Origin of the sequence: Pseudomonas inefficax, from assembly GCF_032164165.1 — a bacterium.
Classification (GTDB): domain Bacteria; phylum Pseudomonadota; class Gammaproteobacteria; order Pseudomonadales; family Pseudomonadaceae; genus Aquipseudomonas; species Aquipseudomonas inefficax.
Genome location: NZ_CP134401.1, coordinates 5,438,366 through 5,454,437, shown reverse-complemented (window position 1 = coordinate 5,454,437; position 16,072 = coordinate 5,438,366). Strand labels below are relative to the sequence as shown.

The window sequence follows — 16,072 nt, the reverse complement described above, 5'->3', positions numbered from 1 at the left end:
AGTACGGGTTGAGTAAAACGAAACCGCAGAACGTATTACGGGTAGGTCAGCCGCCAGCCCGCTGGCGAGGCGCCAGGTCGGCCTTGGGGAAACTGCCGCCTTGGCGGCCGACCTGCTCGCATACCTTGTCAACGATGTAGGCACCGATCGGGATGGCGGAGGTGGCGGCCGGCGACGGTGCATTGCACACATTGACGCTGCGAGCGGTGTTGACGAACAGGAAGTCGTCGATCAGCTTGCCGTCACGCGAAACGGCCTGGGCGCGGACGCCGGCCGGGTATGGCGTGAGGTCGGCCTTGGTGATGCTCGGGCAGTACTTCTGTACCTGCTTGAGGTAGCCACCCTTGAACAGCGAGTTCTTCATCTCGATCAGGCCAGGGCGGAAGTTCTTCGCCAGCACCTTGAGGATGCCGGGGGTGGTCAGGGTCTGGAACAGGTCGGCCGGGCTGACATCGCTCTTGCGGTAGCCCTCGCGCTTCATCGCCAGCACGGCGTTGGGGCCAACGGTGACCGTGCCGTCGATCATGCGTGTCAGGTGCACGCCCAGGAACGGCATGGACGGGTCGGGAATCGGGTAGATCAGGTGGTTGACGATCTGGTTGTGCTGCTTGGGCAAAAGGTAATACTCGCCCCGGAACGGGCAGATGACGAACTCGGTACGCAAGCCCAGCATGCTCACCACGCGGTCGGCCATCAGGCCCGAGCAGGTCACCAGGAAACGGCTGCGCAACTCGTCGTCACGATGCTCGCCACGCGTGCGCACGATCACTTCGCTGGCCAGCTCCTGCAGGCCGACCACCTCGGTGCCATAGCGGATTTCACCGCCGGCGCGCTGAAACTCGGCACCCATGGCCGCAGTCACTTCGGCGTAATTGACGATGCCGCTGGAGGGCACGAAGATGCCGCCCATGCCAACGATATTGGGCTCGCGCTCGCGCAGCTCCCCCGCAGACAACCAGTAGCGCTCCAGGCCATTGGCCGCAGTGCGCTCCCACAGCGCCTTCATGCGCTGCATTTCCAGGTCGTTGGTGGCCACCAGCAGCTTGCCGCACTCATCGAAGCGAATACCGTGCTGGGTGCAGAAGGCCTTGGTGGCCTTGTTGCCTTCCAGGCAGAAGCGCGCCTTGAGGCTGCCGGGGGTGTAATACACGCCGGCGTGGATCACGCCGCTGTTGTGGCCGGTCTGGTGGCGGGCCGGGCCGGACTCTTTCTCCAACAGGAGAATCTTCGCATCCGGGTAGACCTTGATCAGGTGCATGGCCGTGGACATGCCCACAATGCCACCGCCAATGATGATGAAATCGTACACAGCCTTACCTCACACGCAGGCATTGCCTGACTGGCTCACCACGGCCCGCGCGGGCCCTGGTGGCATCGTTTTGTACAAAGACGCTGGGCGGGCGCCCGCCCCGCGCCCTGTCATTATTGCCCGCGCTGGTACAGCGGCTTGGGGAAGGCCACGTAACCGCGCTGGCGCATCAGCTCGCGGCGCAGGCCTTCGTGCGGCGTGAAGCGGTCGCGGCCATGCAGCCAGAACAGGTTGTTGATCAGCAGGAAGCTACCCACGCCAACCGGTACCGAAAGCTTATTCTCGCTGCCTTCCAGCGATTCGGACAAGGCGTTCAGCCAGATGCCCTCCTCGTAGTTTTCCGGCTGCACGAACTGGTCGATGTAGCGCATGGTCGGGCGGCCTTCGGCATCGGTGTCGAATACCGAGTGGAACACATCCTTGGAGACCTTCTTGCTCGGCGGTGCGGTCCAGCGCATTTCGCGACGGGCCAGCGGGTGGCGGAAAAATTCGTCGCACTGCTCCCAGTCGTCCAGGTGCAGCAGCAGCGAATTGCCGCCTTCCATGTTCTTTTCGTCGATCTTCAGCATCAGCACGTAGTCGGTGATCTGGTCGACGAAGGTGCCATCGTTGTGCAGCTCCATGACCCGGTGCGGCTGGCGCAGGTAGCTGTCGGAGTTGTCGGTGTTGACCACCACGAAGCGGGCATAGAACTGGCCGCTCATGGCGTCGTAGTTGGAGCGCCCGATCAGGTGTGCGCAGGCGGTGGTGAACTTGACCATGTCCTCGGCCTGGCTCACGTCATCCAGGCCGACCGGGGTGATCAGCATGCCGCCGCTGGCGCGGTTGAGGATGGTATTGAGCAGCACCGGCCGCAGGGTGCCTTGGCACAGCTCGTCGAGGATCTCGCCAACCCGGAAGCGCAGGAACGACTTGTACTCCAGCGCCTGCACCGGCCACTGGGCAACCGCCTGGACGAACGCTTCGACCGTTTCACGGGCGAAGGTGAGTTCAAGCAGGCGCGGCGACTGTTTCGAGGGGGCGATGGTGTAACCACGCGGTTCGAGCGGCAGTGGCATCACAAGTTCGTCGATCTGCGTAAAAGCGTTCATGGCTGTGTCCTGGCAGAGAAAGTGAGTGGCGCCGTCCGGTCATGACCTGGATCAGTGCGGGCGAGGTAAAATTATCGCCATAACTACAAAATGTCTACATTTTTATTTAACAACGACAAAAGACGTGTTTGTCCATTGTTTTTCGCCAGCGAACGCTTTCGGTATGATCGACAAAACCGTTTGAGGAACAGGACCTTGGAAGCGCTCGCCCCCCGACAAAACTCAGCATTCAGCGGGTATGAGAGGCTCAAGAAGGACATCATCCGCGGCGTGTTCAAGCCCGGTGAAAAGCTGCTGATGAGCACCTTGAAGGAACGCTACGACCTGGGCGTGGGCCCGCTGCGCGAAGCATTGTCGCAGCTGGTGGCCGAGCACCTGGTCAACGCTATCAGCCAGAAGGGTTACCGCGTGGCGCCCATGTCGCTGGACGAGATGAACGACATCTACGATGCCCGCGCCAACCTGGAGGCGATGATCATCAGCCTGGCCATCGAGCGTGGCGACGACGCCTGGGAAGCGTCGGTACTGGCCCACTCGCATACCCTGGCCAAGGTGGTGGAAGTGAAGACCCGCGAGCAGCGCCTGGATGTATGGGACGAGCGGCACAAGGCGTTCCATACGGCCATTGCCTCGGGCTGCGGCTCCAAGCACCTGCTGCAGGCGCGCACCTACCTGTTCGACCAGGCCGAGCGCTACCGGCATCTTTGGCTGACCCAGACGGTGTTTTCGGAACAGGCCCTGGAGCTCAAGCGCCAGGAGCATGCCGCACTGGTCGAGGTGATCCTCGCCCGCGACGCCAAGCGCGCCAGTGCCATGATGCGTTCGCACCTGATGACCCCGGTGCCGATCATTGCGCAGATCATGCATGCCGAGGGGATTGGCGCGCGCTGAAACAGCGCGGTGCCTGCTTCGCGGGTAAACCCGCTCCACAGGGATGTCACCGCCCTCGGGGGCGACGCTGCACCTGTGGGAGCGGGTTTACCCGCGAAGAGGCCAGTGCAGGCAAAACGCGCCAGATGAATTTTTCTTAAATCGCCGTTTGGCTATTCTTTGGCACAATCAAGTCTCCATTAGATGCCCGGGAACCAGCATGCCTCGCGTACTGACCATCGAAGACGACGCCGTCACCGGCCAGGAAATCGTCGCCGAACTTACCAGCCACGGCCTCGACGTGGATTGGGCCGACAACGGCCGTGAAGGCCTGGCCAAGGCCATTGCCGGCGGCTACGACCTGATCACCCTGGACCGCATGCTGCCCGAGGTCGATGGCCTGACCATCGTCACCACCCTGCGCAGTCTCAAGATCGCCACACCGATCCTGATGATCAGCGCCCTCTCCGACGTCGACGAGCGGGTGCGCGGCCTGCGTGCCGGGGGTGACGACTACCTGACCAAACCGTTCGCCTCCGACGAGATGGCCGCGCGAGTCGAAGTGCTGCTGCGCCGCAACAGTGTGCCTATGACCCAGACTCGCCTGCAGGTCGCCGACCTGCAACTGGACCTGATCAGCCACGAGGCCCGCCGTGGCGAACAGACCCTCAACCTGCTGCCCACCGAGTACAAGCTGCTGGAGTACCTGATGCGCCATAGCGGCCAGGTGATTACGCGGATGATGATTTTCGAGGAAGTCTGGGGCTATCACTTCGACCCGGGCACCAACCTGATCGATGTGCACATCGGCCGCCTGCGCAAGAAAATCGACTCCCCCGGCCAGTCGCCGCTGATCCGTACGGTACGGGGCTCCGGCTATGCCATTGCTGAACCCGTCTAAGGGCTGGAGCTCCTCGACCAGCCGCCTGCTGGCGCTGTACAGCTTTCTGTTCGTGGCCTGGAGCAGCATCCTCATGGGGGTGCTGTATTTCGAGGTGTCCAGCTACCTGAACAAACTTACCCGCCATTCCATGCTGCAGCGCCAACACCTGTTCGCGCACATGAGCGGCAAACAGCTGGACGACGCGCTGGTCGCCAGCCAGGCCTTCGAAGAACGCAGCTTCGACGCCTACGGCCTGTTCGACAGCCAGCTCAACCCGATCGGCGGGCGCATTCGTGCCATCCCGCCAGAGCTGGGGCTGGACGGCAAGGTTCACGAACTCAAGCGCTGCCTGGACGCCGACGACCCGCACATGCCGCGCGACAGCTGCGACGCGGTGGCGATCAAGGTGCAGGATGGCCGTTGGCTGGTGCTGGTGCGCGATAACGGCTCGCTGTTCGTGGTCACCCGGATCATCCTGCATGCCCTGCTCTGGGGGATCTCGCTAACCCTGATCCCGGGCTTTGCCGGCTGGTACCTGCTGAGGCGTCGCCCGCTCAAGCGCATTCGCGCGATCCAGGCCCAGGCCGAATTGATCGTCGCCGGCGACCTTACCCACCGCCTGCCGCTGTCGGCCCGGCGTGACGAGCTGGACATGCTGGCGGCCATCGTCAATGCCATGCTCGACCGCATCGAGCGGCTGATGCACGAGGTCAAGGGCGTGTGCGACAACATCGCCCACGACCTGCGCACCCCGCTCACGCGCCTGCGCGCCCAGCTGTACCGCATTCGCCAGCAAAGTGACGTCGACTCCACCCAGGCCGAGGCACTGGACCAGGCCATCGGCGAAACCGACACCCTGATGGCGCGTTTTCGCGGTTTGTTGCGCATCAGCGAGCTGGAAGACCGCCAGCGACGGGCCGGTTTCGTCCAGCTCGACCCGCACGAACTGCTGGTGGAGCTGCATGATTTCTACTTGCCGTTGGCCGAGGATGGTGGCATTCGCCTGGAACTGCAGCAGCCCGCTGAACTGCCGGCATTGCACGGTGACCGCGAACTGCTGTTCGAGGCATTGGCCAACCTGGTCGGCAACGGTATCAAGTTCACTCCCGAGGGTGGGCAGGTGCGGATTAGCGCGACGCAGGACGAGCAAGGCGTGCACCTGGCCATCGAGGACAGCGGGCCAGGTATTCCGGAAGAGGAGCGCGCTGCGGTGTTGAAGCGCTTCTATCGCAGTGAGGAAGGCCACCGCCATGCGGGGTTCGGGCTGGGGTTGTCGATCGTTGCGGCGATCGTCGACCTGCATGGGTTCGGGCTGGAGGTGGGGCAAAGCGAGCTGGGTGGAGCGAGGCTGGTACTGCACTGCCCGCTCACCGGGCTAGCCAAATAGAAGCTGGGGCCGCTATGCGGCCCATCGCCGGCAAGCCAGCTCCCACAGGGACTGCGCAGTTCTTCAGTATTGCGCTGTTCCTGTGGGAGCTGGCTTGCCGGCGAAGGGCTGCAAAGCAGCCCCAATGGCATCGATCAGTCAGCCAGACGCCAGGTAGTGCCGCCCTTGCTGTCTTCCAGCACCACACCCATGGCGGTCAACTGGTCGCGAATGCGGTCGGACTCGGCCCAGTTCTTGTCCGCACGCGCCTGCAGGCGCGCCTGGATCAAGCCCTCGACCTCAGCGGCATCCACCTTGCCTTCGGCACCGGCACGCAGGAAGTCATCGGCTTCCAGCTGCAGAACACCCAGCACATCACCCAGCTCGCGCAGGCGACCGGCCAGGCCGGCAGCGGCCTCCACGTCGCTGTCGCGCAGGCGGTTGATCTCGCGCACCAGGTCGAACAGCACGGCGCAGGCCTCGGGGGTGCCGAAGTCGTCGTTCATGGCCACGCTGAAGCGCTCGACAAACTCTTCGCCACCCTTGGCCGCCACCCGTGGCAAGCCACGCAAGGCGTGGTAGAAGCGCTCCAGTGCGCCCTTGGCATCGCGCAGGCTGTCTTCCGAGTAGTTGATCGCGCTGCGGTAGTGGCTGGCCACCAGCAGGTAGCGCACCACTTCCGGGTGGTACTTCTCGAGCACGTCGCGAATGGTGAAGAAGTTGTTCAACGACTTGGACATCTTCTCGCCATTGATACGGATCATGCCGCAGTGCATCCAGGCGTTGGCGTACTGCTTGCCGGTGGCTGCCTCGCTCTGGGCGATCTCGTTCTCGTGGTGCGGGAACTCCAGGTCGCTACCGCCGCCGTGGATGTCGAAGCTTTCACCCAGGCAGCAGGTGGACATCACCGAACATTCGATGTGCCAGCCCGGACGCCCCGGCCCCCACGGCGATTCCCAGCTCGGCTCGCCCGGCTTGACGCCCTTCCACAGCACGAAGTCCAGCGGGTCCTGCTTGGTTTCGTCGACCTCGATACGGGCACCGATGCGCAGGTCTTCGATCTTCTTGCGCGACAGCTTGCCGTAACCGACGAACTTGCCAACGCGGTAGTACACGTCGCCATTGCCCGGTGCGTAGGCATAACCCTTGTCGATCAGGGTCTGGATCATCGCGTGCATGCCGGCGATATGGTCGGTGGCACGCGGCTCCTGGTCCGGCGGAAGGATGTTCAGGCGGCGCTCGTCTTCGTGCATCGCGTCGATCATGCGGGCGGTCAGGGCATCGAAGCTTTCGCCGTTCTCATTGGCCCGGTTGATGATCTTGTCGTCGATGTCGGTGATGTTGCGCACGTAGGTCAGCTCGTAGCCGCTCTTGCGCAGCCAACGGGTGACCAGGTCGAAGGCCACCATGCTGCGGCCGTGGCCGAGGTGGCAGTAGTCATATACGGTCATGCCGCACACGTACATGCGCACCTTGTTGCCATCCAGCGGCTTGAAGACTTCCTTCGCTTTGCTCAGCGTGTTGTAGATGGTAAGCACGGCGGTTCCTCAGCTGCCCCAGGAGTCACGCAGGGTGACAGTGCGGTTGAACACCGGGCGACCCGGCTGGCTGTCCTTCAGGTCGGCGCAGAAGTAGCCTTCGCGTTCGAACTGGAAGCGGTCCTCGGGCTGCGCCTGGGCCAACGACGGCTCGGCACGGCAGCCGCTGAGCACTTGCAGCGAGCCTGGGTTGATGTTGTCCAGGAAGCTGCCGCCCTCTTCGGTCTTTTCCGGGTTCGCCGAGCGGAACAGGCGGTCGTACAGGCGCACTTCGCACTCGACGCTGCCCTCGGCCGGCACCCAGTGGATCACGCCCTTGACCTTGCGGCCTTCGGGGTTCTTGCCCAGGGTGTCCGGGTCGTACGAGCAGCGCAGCTCGACGATGTTGCCGTTGGCATCCTTGATCGCCTCGTCGGCGCGGATCACGTAGCTGCCACGCAGGCGCACCTCACCGCCCGGTTCCAGGCGCTTGTAGCCCTTCGGTGGCTCTTCCATGAAGTCGTCGCGGTCGATGTACAGCTCACGGGAGAACGGCAGCACGCGCACGCCCATGTCTTCCTTCGGGTGGCGCGGCAGTTCCAGCTGCTCGACCTGGCCTTGCGGATAGTTGGTGATGACCACTTTCAGCGGGCGCAGCACGCACATGGCGCGCGGCGCGGTGCGGTCCAGGTCGTCACGGATGCTGAACTCGAGCATCGACATGTCGACCACGCCGTCGGAACGGTTGGTACCGATCATTTCGCAGAAGTTGCGGATCGAGGCCGGGGTGTAGCCACGGCGACGGAAGCCGGACAGGGTCGACATGCGTGGGTCGTCCCAGCCTTCGACGTGCTTTTCGTCGACCAGCTGCTTGAGCTTGCGCTTGGACGTGATGGTGTAGTTCAGGTTCAGGCGGCTGAACTCGTACTGGCGCGGGTGTGCCGGCACCGGCAGGTTGTCGAGGAACCAGTCGTACAGCGGACGATGCCCTTCGAACTCCAGGGTGCAGATCGAGTGGGTAATGCCTTCGATCGCGTCCGACTGGCCGTGGGTGAAGTCGTAGTTCGGGTAGATGCACCACTTGTCACCGGTCTGGTGGTGGTGGGCATGGCGGATACGGTACAGGATCGGATCGCGCAGGTTCATGTTCGGCGAGGCCATGTCGATCTTGGCCCGCAGCACGCGCTCGCCATCCTTGAACTCGCCGGCCTTCATGCGGGCGAACAGGTCGAGGTTCTCGTCAACGCTGCGCTCGCGGAACGGGCTGTTCTTGCCCGGTTCCTTGAGGTTGCCGCGGTATTCCTTGGCCTGCTCAGGGGTAAGGTCGCAGACGTAGGCCTTGCCACGCTTGATCAGCTCGACCGCCCAGTCGTGCAGCTGGTCGAAGTAGTTCGAGGCGTAGCGCACGTCACCGGCCCAGTCGAAGCCCAGCCACTTGACATCGCTCTGAATGGCGTCGATGTACTCCTGGTCTTCCTTGGCCGGGTTGGTATCGTCGAAACGCAGGTGGCAGACGCCCCCGAATTCCTTGGCCAGGCCGAAGTTGACGCAGATCGACTTGGCGTGACCGATGTGCAGGTAGCCATTGGGCTCCGGCGGGAAACGGGTGACGATGCTGCTGTGCTTGCCCGAGTCCAGGTCGGCCTGGATGATCGGCCGCAGGAAGTTCGCAGGGACAGCGGGGGCGCCTTTGGCAGCGGCGTTGGGCGCGTTGTCGGCAGTGGGCTTGCTCATAGGATCCTTGAATGCACGTGTCCGGCCTGGGTAGGCCGATTGAATCAAAGGGCCTATCATAGCCGAAGCAGTCAAGCTGCTGACAGTCGGGCCCGGACAAACTGGCGTGATTTATCACGGCTTTTTGCCGCAGCCTGGCAAAATGGCCGGTGCGCGCCATGTGTCGTGATCGCCTGATCCTGCGTCAGGTGATAACCCGCGCCCTGCGCACCCCAATTTCTGATTGCCTTGAAAGAGCGAGTTTCAGCATGTCCAAAGTCAAACTGAGCACCAACCACGGCGATATCGTCCTGCAACTGGACGCCGAGAAAGCGCCACTGACTACCGAAAACTTCGTTCAGTACGTCAAGGAAGGCCACTACGATGGCACCGTGTTCCACCGTGTGATCAAAGGTTTCATGATCCAGGGCGGCGGCTTCGAAGCGGGCATGAACCAGAAGAAAACCCGCGCCAGCATCCAGAACGAAGCTGACAACGGCCTGAAGAACAAGAAGTACAGCATCGCCATGGCCCGCACCATGGAGCCGCACTCCGCCTCGGCGCAGTTCTTCATCAACGCCTCCGACAACGACTTCCTCAACCACAGCGGCAAGAACGTGCAGGGCTGGGGTTACGCGGTATTCGGCGAAGTGATCGAAGGCCGTGAAATCGTCGACGCCATCGAAAAGGTCGCCACCGGTTCCAAGGCTGGTCACCAGGATGTGCCGAAAGAAGACGTAATCATCGAGAAAGCCGAGATCATTGAGTGATCCTGCTGATCTCCGATCTGCACCTGCAAGAAGAACGCCCGGACATTACCCGGGCGTTTCTTGATCTGCTCGATGGCCGTGCCCGCCACGCCAAGGCGTTGTACATCCTTGGCGACTTCTTCGAAGCCTGGATCGGCGACGATGCCATGACGCCCTTCCAGCACTCGGTCTGCCAGGCCATGCGTCGGCTGAGCGACAGCGGCACGGCCATCTACCTGATGCATGGCAACCGTGATTTCCTGATTGGCCAGGCCTTCTGCGACGCTGCAGGCTGCACCTTGCTGCACGATCCCAGCGTGATCAAGCTGGGGGGTGAGCAGGTACTGCTGATGCATGGCGATACCCTGTGCACCCGCGACCTGGCCTATATGAAAATGCGCCGCTTGCTGCGCAACCCGCTGAGTTTGTGGATTCTACGCCACCTGCCGCTGTCGGCCCGCTACAAGCTGGCGCGCAAGCTACGCAGCGAAAGCCGCACGCAAACGCGGATGAAGTCCACCGAGATCGTCGATGTCACGCCGGAGGAAGTACCGAAGGTGATGGCGGCGCATGGTGTACATACCTTGGTGCATGGGCATACCCATCGGCCGGCGATACACAAGCTGGTGGTGGACGGGCAACCGGCACGACGTATCGTGCTGGGCGACTGGGACCGCCGCGGCTGGGCCTTGCAGGTCGACGAGCAAGGGTTTCAGCTGGCGCCGTTCGAGTTTTCCTGACCAACCGAGTCGCCTTCTTCGCGGGTAAACCCGCTCCCACAGGTAATGCACAGGGCTGAATGCGCCGCGATACCTGTGGGAGCGGGTTTACCCGCGAAGAGGCCGGCACAGGCTAACGCCTCAAGGCCGGCTGACCACCGCCCCCGTGTCTCCCTCGCTGATCACCACTTCCCGGTACTCGGGATCAGCCTTGATCTGCGCCTCGGTAAACGGAATCACCGCCAGTTGCCCGGCCGCAAACGCCCTGGTCTGGTCACTGGCATGCACCGAAGCCGCTTCACTCGACTGGGAAAACGCCAATAGCCCACGGGCCTCTGGCCCCTTGTCGGTAAAGCTGACCAGTTGCAGGTAGCTGGTACCACTGACCACCAGTCGCTTGCCCTGCCCATGCGGGACGCTGTAGATCGCGTTGTACACGCCCAACGCCTGCGGGCCACCCGGCACCGGCGTGCCATCACTTGCCTGTTGCACCTGCCCCCAACGCGCCTCCCCCGTTATACCGCTGTCACTCACCTGCTTGAGCGAAGCCAGCGCGGCCTGGTGCAGCAGTTTGCGCACAGCTGCTTGCTCGACCGCCAACCCACGCGGGGTATGCTGCGGATCGGCCGGGTCAAAGGCCACCCGCCAGCTTTCCGGGTGCTCGGCCATGGCATCGAACAGGTTCTGGAAATGCACCAGGCCAATGCCACTATCCACGTCTGCCTTGCCATTCCAGGCCGCCAGGCTGCTGCACACAGCCCGCACATCCGCGTCGGCGCCCTTGCACCACTGCAGCAGGTCAGGCAGTAACAGGCTGGCCAGGTAGACCTCGTCATCTGTCACCATGCGCTGCAGGTCGTCAGCACCCAGGCGGGCCGTACCCTGCAGGCGTTGCAGGGCAAAGCGGCCACGCATGCCCAGCGGCTGGTCATCGCGGCTGACCAGCGGCGAATACCCGGTCAACGGCTGCGCCGGGTTGGCCATCCAGGCCGTGTCGTTGGAATTCTGCACGAAGTCTTCGCGCTCCAGGCTCGGCAGTAGCCGCGCAGGGAAGATCCCCGGCTGTGCGGCCTGCGCATCGACCTTCCACTGGCAGGCGCTGCGTGAGCCATCCAGTACCACCAGGCGCCCTTGTGCCTGCGGGTTGCTGCACTCACTCAGCAGTTGCTGATCCACATAAGGCACCACTGACTGGTTCAGGTACAAGGCCTTGCCTGGCTGGTCCACCGCCAGCGTGTTGACCCAGGGTATGCCCTGCAGCTGTTCGATCGACCCCTTCAACTTCGCAAGGCTGTCGGCGCGGTTGATCTGGTACCACTGCTGCAACACCCGGGTGTTCTCGAGGTTGGCGTCGCGCAGGCTGTAGGCGGCATGCGCATCCCAGTCCAGGCGCCCCGGCCATTGCACCACCGGGCCGAACTGCGAGCTGTAGACCTGGCGCTGGACCTGGCTCAGGCTGCCATCCTCGGCCTTGACCGCAACACTGACGGTTTGCCGGTTCAGCGGCAGCGACTTGCCATCGAGCAGGTAGCGGGTCGGGTCCTTGGGGTCGAGTTGCAGGCGGTACAGGGTAAAGTGCTTCGACGTATCGACGGTGTGCGTCCAGGCCAGATGCTGGTTGAAACCGATGTTGACCACCGGCAGGCCCGGCAATGCCGCCCCCATCACATCGAGCTGGCCGGGAATGGTCAGCTGCATCTGATAGAAGCGCATGCCGCCCATCCACGGGAAGTGCGGGTTGGCCAGCAACAAGCCGCGGCCATTGGCCGAACGCCTGGCGCCGACAGCCACCCCGTTGCTACCGCGCTCCGTGGCAAAGCGTTGCTGCATGGCCAGCGCCGCAGCAAACCCTGCCGGCGCCTGCTGGCTGGCCAGCGTTGGCGGTTGCGCCCCTGCCAGTGCTTCGACGAACTGCCCGACACCGCCTTCGGCAAGTAACCGACGGGTCAGCCTGACCAGATCCTCGCTGCTGATCGGCCGCAGCCACTCGCCGTTGCCACATTCGGCGGGTAGACCCTGGCTGCGGCGCTCGGCCAGCGCCCGGTTGTAGCCACTGGCATAACCTGCCAGCAGCGCCTGTACCGGGGCCGGCTGCGCCTGCAAGAACGCATCGACTGCCGCCGGCGTGTTGAGCCAGGCGAAGAACACATCGCTGGCCAGGTTTTCACGCTGTTCCAGGGTCTTGCCCTTGGCACCGAAGTAGCGTGAGCGCTCGCCACTCACCGTCAGCACTTCATTGGCCAGCAAGCACAGGTTGTCCTGGGCGTAGGCGTACCCGATGCCATAGCCCAGGCCGCGCTCGTCCTTGGCCACGATGTGCGGCACCCCGTAACTGGTTCGGCGAATCTGCGCACTGGCATCGGCTGCGGCGGACTGCACCGGCGCTGCGCCGACGTTGAAGGCTACCAGCGCGGTGGCCAGGCCAACGCAATTCATGGGACGGGAAAGTTGAAACACGGGCACTCCTCGGCTTCGGGGGTCATCCCGATCAGACGAATGGCCAGATGAAAATTTTACGTATTACAAGGCAATGGAACGTCTTGAAATATAACGTCTTGAACAGAGCCAGGCTTTTTTTTGCGACTGGGCTGCAGTTTTTCCGTTCTCATTCGTCCTAGTAAGTGAGGCACCCAAATTTCGGGTTCGTCCACGAAAAGGAGCATTCACATGTACAACCCGCAACCCGAGATCCAGGCTGGGCGCGTCCCAGGCAAAGCGCCCACGGAACAGGACGTTTTGGCTGACGAACGCATCGGCAACGAACAGATTCGCGAGCTGTTGCGCAGTTTCGGCCTGCGTACCAGCTTGATCCGCCTCAAGGTCATCGATGCCTTGCACGCCGCCGACCGCAATGGCCGCAGCATTGGCGTGCGCGGCGTGCACGCACAGCTGGAACAGCTGGATATTCCGCTGTCGTTCCTGAGCGTGCGCGAAGTGCTGAAGCGGCTGTGCAGCGAGGGCGTCATCCAGCTGGGCAGCGACAAATGCTACAGCCTCGACCCGCAGGCACGCGCGGTGCTGGAGCGAACGCCTGTGCGCTGAGCGCATGGCCGGCCATGCCTGGCCGGCCCGCCAGGATCAGGGCTTGACCTTGCGCCGCAGGATGCCGTTGATCACCACGACCACCACGGCGATGGCGATGGCCAGCATCTGGAAGGTCTGCTCACTGATCGTGCCCTGCTTCTGCAGGTGAGACAGGCCCAGCATCAGGCCCAGTACCACCAGGATGATCAGAAGGGAATATTTGAGGCGCTGCACGTGTGTCATCGAAGGTTCCTTGCAACATCAGGGGCAAATGGCTCGCAACGAGCCGCGGCAATGATACAACGGCCATAGGCCCCGGCGCTGCATTTCCTGCTGGGTGGGGCGGCGCCGGCCTGAAAGCATGGGGCTTCCAAGCACCCATGCCGGAGGCACCATGTACAAACCCCTTCTGTTCGCGTCGCTGTTGCTGACCCCCTTTTCCCTCCAAGCGCTGGACACCCGCCAGACCCCGACCGAGCAACTGCTCGAACTGGGCCGCGAACTGGCTGCCAGTGCCGGGGCCAGCCAATGGCAACAACTGTGGCAGCGCGTGCGCCAGGCCGGTTACCTGCAGGCGAACGGTACGTCGGTGCATTTCACTGTCCCCCCGGCGCAACTGCCCGAACTGGCCCGGCAAACCCTGGCCCGGGCCGACCAGGTACAAGCGCAGCAGCAGACCCAGGCACTGTACCGCCGCAACTTTGCCGACCAGGTCATCGGCCACCGTGACGGGCAGCCGCTTCATGCACTGTGCCTGCTGGTCGATTGGCGCACGCTGCCACAAGGCATGCGCAATACCCCCCAGGCGTACCTGCCCAGCGCCAGCCTGCTGAGTAGCTATCCGTGTGATTGAGGGTTACCACACCCAATGCGCAACAGAGGGAGTTCCCTGATGGGAAATCGCCCGCTACAGCCAATTATTGAAGCCATGTCCTACAACACCGGATATCGCTGCCTGCAAAACCTGTTCGCGGAAGCTACAAGCCCCAACCCATATGGCGCCTAGCGACATGACTCGGCCGTCACAGAAAATCCAGTCACACCTTCGACATAACGCCGCTGGTGATCGTGTAGCACAGCCCATCCGTCCCGAAGGAGCGCCATATGCAACTGCCAGACTTGAGCCGCATCGATATCAGCCAACTGCCCCATTCGCTGCAAGCCCTGATCGACTGCATCGGCATCGACAACGCCTACCAGCTGACCTGCGCCTATGGCGGCAGGCCCAAATACATCCCCAAACACCGCGAGCGCACCAAGCTTGCCGACGTGCTGCCGCCCGAAGCGCTCGACGCGCTGATCAAGCGCTTTGCCGGTGTCGCCCTGGAAATCCCCAAGGCTGACCATTTCATGCGCCAGTTGCGCAACCTGCAGATCCAGAAGGAAAGCGCAAACGGCTTGTCCCGCAGCCTGCTCGCCGACAAGTACGGCCTGAGCCTGCGCCAGATCGGCAACATTCGCCGCCAGGAACATTGCGCTCGCTGAAGCGCCGGCATCGTGACCAACACTGACGCCCACGTATAACCCAACCAGAAAGAGACCCCAGCATGTCGATAGATAACAGCCTCATCGGCTCCGTAATCAATGCCCTACCGATGGACCGCATGATCGCGGGCCCTCTGCAGGCCATGGTCCAGGCCCAGGTCACCGCCAGCAAATCCTACGCCGACTTCCTGATGCAGGTGTGCGTCCAGGACGGCAAGGCCGTGGCCATCCAGTTCGACTACGACGAAACCATCGTCGACGAACAAGGCGAGTACAAGGGCGTGGTCAGCAAGACCATGAAAGTGCCGCTTGTCGCGGCAATCACCCACCCAAACATTTCCATCGAAGAAGGTAATGTCGAGTTCGAGCTGGTCATCAACCAGATGTCGGAAGACGTTTCCAGCAAGGACATGAGCGCTGAGGCAAGCGGATCGCTGGGCTGGGGGCCGTTCAGGCTCAACGTGAAAGGCAGCGTCAGCCACAAGTCCACGCAAACCCGCAAGACTGATACCCGCGCACGCTACGCCTTCAATACCACCTTGAAGCGCCAGGACCCGCCTGAAGCGATGATGCGGGTAATCGACTTCCTGACCGACGCCGCGACAAAGCCGACCGTGGTCAAGACCGCCACACTGGAAAGCGAGGACGTGATTTCCCAGGCCGATACTTTGAGGCACCCTGCGGCCGCCAGGGCCCCGGCCCTTGGCACCGAAACCGCTTGAGACGCACCTCCCCGCCCCGAACAGCCCCCCTGACCAGGGGGGCACCACCTGGCCTGAGGAGTCGAACCATTGGATAAATCCCCCGCCCCAATGACTTCCATCGACCTGCGCGAAATCACCCGTGGCCTGCAGGAAGCTGCCAGCGCTACCAACAGCCTGATCGCGCAACAGTACATCAACCTGTTCGACCAGTTCTTCGAGTGCGACACCGAGGTGCTGGGCGGCCCCATGAAAGCCAAGATGGTCGAAGTGGCCATGGACGGCCAGCACATCATGCGCGTGCCGCTGTTCGCGCTGGTGTCGCCCAAGGGCCTGGCCCTCGAGCGCATGCAGGTCGACCTTTCGGTAAGGGTCAAAGGTACCGAAGCACAGCAGGCACTGCTGACCGCAGGCGAAAACAAGGCGGCGAGCTTCAAGGTCACCATCGGCGGCCAGGGCCGTCAGGGCGACAACCGTGACCCCGATGAAGTGCAGATCCGCATGCAGTTCCAGGCCAGCGAGCCACCGGAAGCCCTCAATCGGCTGATCGAGGAATACACCAGCCTGATCATCCCGGTACGCGCCCCCAGCCCGCCGCCCTCGCCCGATACCAATGAATACATCGAGGCGGCCACCGTGCGTTGA

Annotated in this window: 16 protein-coding genes; 10 read left to right on the top strand and 6 right to left on the bottom strand. The window is 62.9% G+C overall.

Annotated features, from left to right (window positions below; translation table 11 throughout):
* Window positions 1–46 precede the first annotated feature (46 nt).
* Both lhgO and glaH read right to left on the bottom strand, forming a co-directional pair.
* The gene (lhgO, locus tag RIN61_RS24560; RefSeq protein WP_112253495.1) at window positions 47–1,309 is read right to left on the bottom strand and encodes an L-2-hydroxyglutarate oxidase; all 1,263 of its coding nucleotides are present in this window, start codon (window positions 1,307–1,309) and stop codon (window positions 47–49) included.
* 113 nt (window positions 1,310–1,422) lie between these two features.
* The gene (gene glaH / locus RIN61_RS24555; RefSeq protein WP_313854711.1) at window positions 1,423–2,400 is read right to left on the bottom strand and encodes a glutarate dioxygenase GlaH; all 978 of its coding nucleotides are present in this window, start codon (window positions 2,398–2,400) and stop codon (window positions 1,423–1,425) included.
* 195 nt (window positions 2,401–2,595) lie between these two features.
* On the opposite strand from glaH, the gene csiR reads away from it, so the two are divergent.
* The 3 genes from csiR to RIN61_RS24540 all read left to right on the top strand — a co-directional run bounded on the left by csiR (window position 2,596) and on the right by RIN61_RS24540 (window position 5,540).
* The gene (csiR, locus tag RIN61_RS24550) at window positions 2,596–3,291 is read left to right on the top strand and encodes a DNA-binding transcriptional regulator CsiR (RefSeq protein WP_313854709.1); all 696 of its coding nucleotides are present in this window, start codon (window positions 2,596–2,598) and stop codon (window positions 3,289–3,291) included.
* 199 nt (window positions 3,292–3,490) lie between these two features.
* Complete coding sequence (locus RIN61_RS24545) at window positions 3,491–4,171, top strand: response regulator transcription factor (protein WP_112253493.1); 681 nt, start codon at window positions 3,491–3,493, stop codon at window positions 4,169–4,171.
* Window positions 4,149–5,540, top strand: coding sequence for a sensor histidine kinase (locus tag RIN61_RS24540; protein WP_112253492.1), 1,392 nt, complete (start codon window positions 4,149–4,151; stop codon window positions 5,538–5,540). Before RIN61_RS24545 ends, RIN61_RS24540 begins: the two co-directional genes overlap by 23 nt.
* Before the next feature lie 134 nt (window positions 5,541–5,674).
* Here the strand turns inward: RIN61_RS24540 and cysS are convergent, their stop codons facing one another.
* Window positions 5,675–7,057: a cysteine--tRNA ligase gene (cysS, locus tag RIN61_RS24535; protein ID WP_313854706.1), complete on the bottom strand. Its 1,383-nt coding sequence runs from the start codon at window positions 7,055–7,057 to the stop codon at window positions 5,675–5,677.
* A gap of 9 nt (window positions 7,058–7,066) precedes the next feature.
* On the bottom strand, window positions 7,067–8,770 hold the full coding sequence (locus tag RIN61_RS24530; protein WP_313854704.1) for a glutamine--tRNA ligase/YqeY domain fusion protein: 1,704 nt from the start codon (window positions 8,768–8,770) through the stop codon (window positions 7,067–7,069).
* A gap of 248 nt (window positions 8,771–9,018) precedes the next feature.
* On the opposite strand from RIN61_RS24530, the gene RIN61_RS24525 reads away from it, so the two are divergent.
* Complete coding sequence (locus RIN61_RS24525; protein WP_112253488.1) at window positions 9,019–9,519, top strand: peptidylprolyl isomerase; 501 nt, start codon at window positions 9,019–9,021, stop codon at window positions 9,517–9,519.
* Window positions 9,516–10,238, top strand: coding sequence for a UDP-2,3-diacylglucosamine diphosphatase (locus RIN61_RS24520; protein ID WP_112253487.1), 723 nt, complete (start codon window positions 9,516–9,518; stop codon window positions 10,236–10,238). The genes RIN61_RS24525 and RIN61_RS24520 overlap by 4 nt, the downstream gene beginning before the upstream one ends.
* A gap of 120 nt (window positions 10,239–10,358) precedes the next feature.
* Here the strand turns inward: RIN61_RS24520 and pvdQ are convergent, their stop codons facing one another.
* The gene (gene pvdQ, locus RIN61_RS24515) at window positions 10,359–12,674 is read right to left on the bottom strand and encodes a bifunctional acylase PvdQ (protein ID WP_445677337.1); all 2,316 of its coding nucleotides are present in this window, start codon (window positions 12,672–12,674) and stop codon (window positions 10,359–10,361) included.
* Window positions 12,675–12,884: 210 nt separating this feature from the next.
* On the opposite strand from pvdQ, the gene RIN61_RS24510 reads away from it, so the two are divergent.
* Window positions 12,885–13,259: a fe2+ zn2+ uptake regulation protein gene (locus RIN61_RS24510; protein WP_112253485.1), complete on the top strand. Its 375-nt coding sequence runs from the start codon at window positions 12,885–12,887 to the stop codon at window positions 13,257–13,259.
* 36 nt (window positions 13,260–13,295) lie between these two features.
* On the opposite strand, the gene RIN61_RS24505 is transcribed toward RIN61_RS24510, so the two are convergent.
* Window positions 13,296–13,484: a hypothetical protein gene (locus tag RIN61_RS24505; RefSeq protein WP_003248064.1), complete on the bottom strand. Its 189-nt coding sequence runs from the start codon at window positions 13,482–13,484 to the stop codon at window positions 13,296–13,298.
* 151 nt (window positions 13,485–13,635) lie between these two features.
* Between RIN61_RS24505 and RIN61_RS24500 the strand changes: the two genes are divergently transcribed.
* From RIN61_RS24500 to RIN61_RS24485, 4 genes are all read left to right on the top strand, one after another.
* Entirely contained in the window at window positions 13,636–14,094 is a 459-nt protein-coding gene (locus RIN61_RS24500; RefSeq protein ID WP_112253484.1) for a hypothetical protein, read from the top strand.
* 251 nt (window positions 14,095–14,345) lie between these two features.
* On the top strand, window positions 14,346–14,726 hold the full coding sequence (locus RIN61_RS24495; RefSeq protein ID WP_112253483.1) for a Mor transcription activator family protein: 381 nt from the start codon (window positions 14,346–14,348) through the stop codon (window positions 14,724–14,726).
* A gap of 62 nt (window positions 14,727–14,788) precedes the next feature.
* Window positions 14,789–15,448, top strand: coding sequence for a DUF2589 domain-containing protein (locus RIN61_RS24490; RefSeq protein ID WP_112253482.1), 660 nt, complete (start codon window positions 14,789–14,791; stop codon window positions 15,446–15,448).
* A gap of 69 nt (window positions 15,449–15,517) precedes the next feature.
* Window positions 15,518–16,072, top strand: a complete 555-nt coding sequence (locus tag RIN61_RS24485; RefSeq protein ID WP_112253481.1) for a DUF2589 domain-containing protein — start codon at window positions 15,518–15,520, stop codon at window positions 16,070–16,072.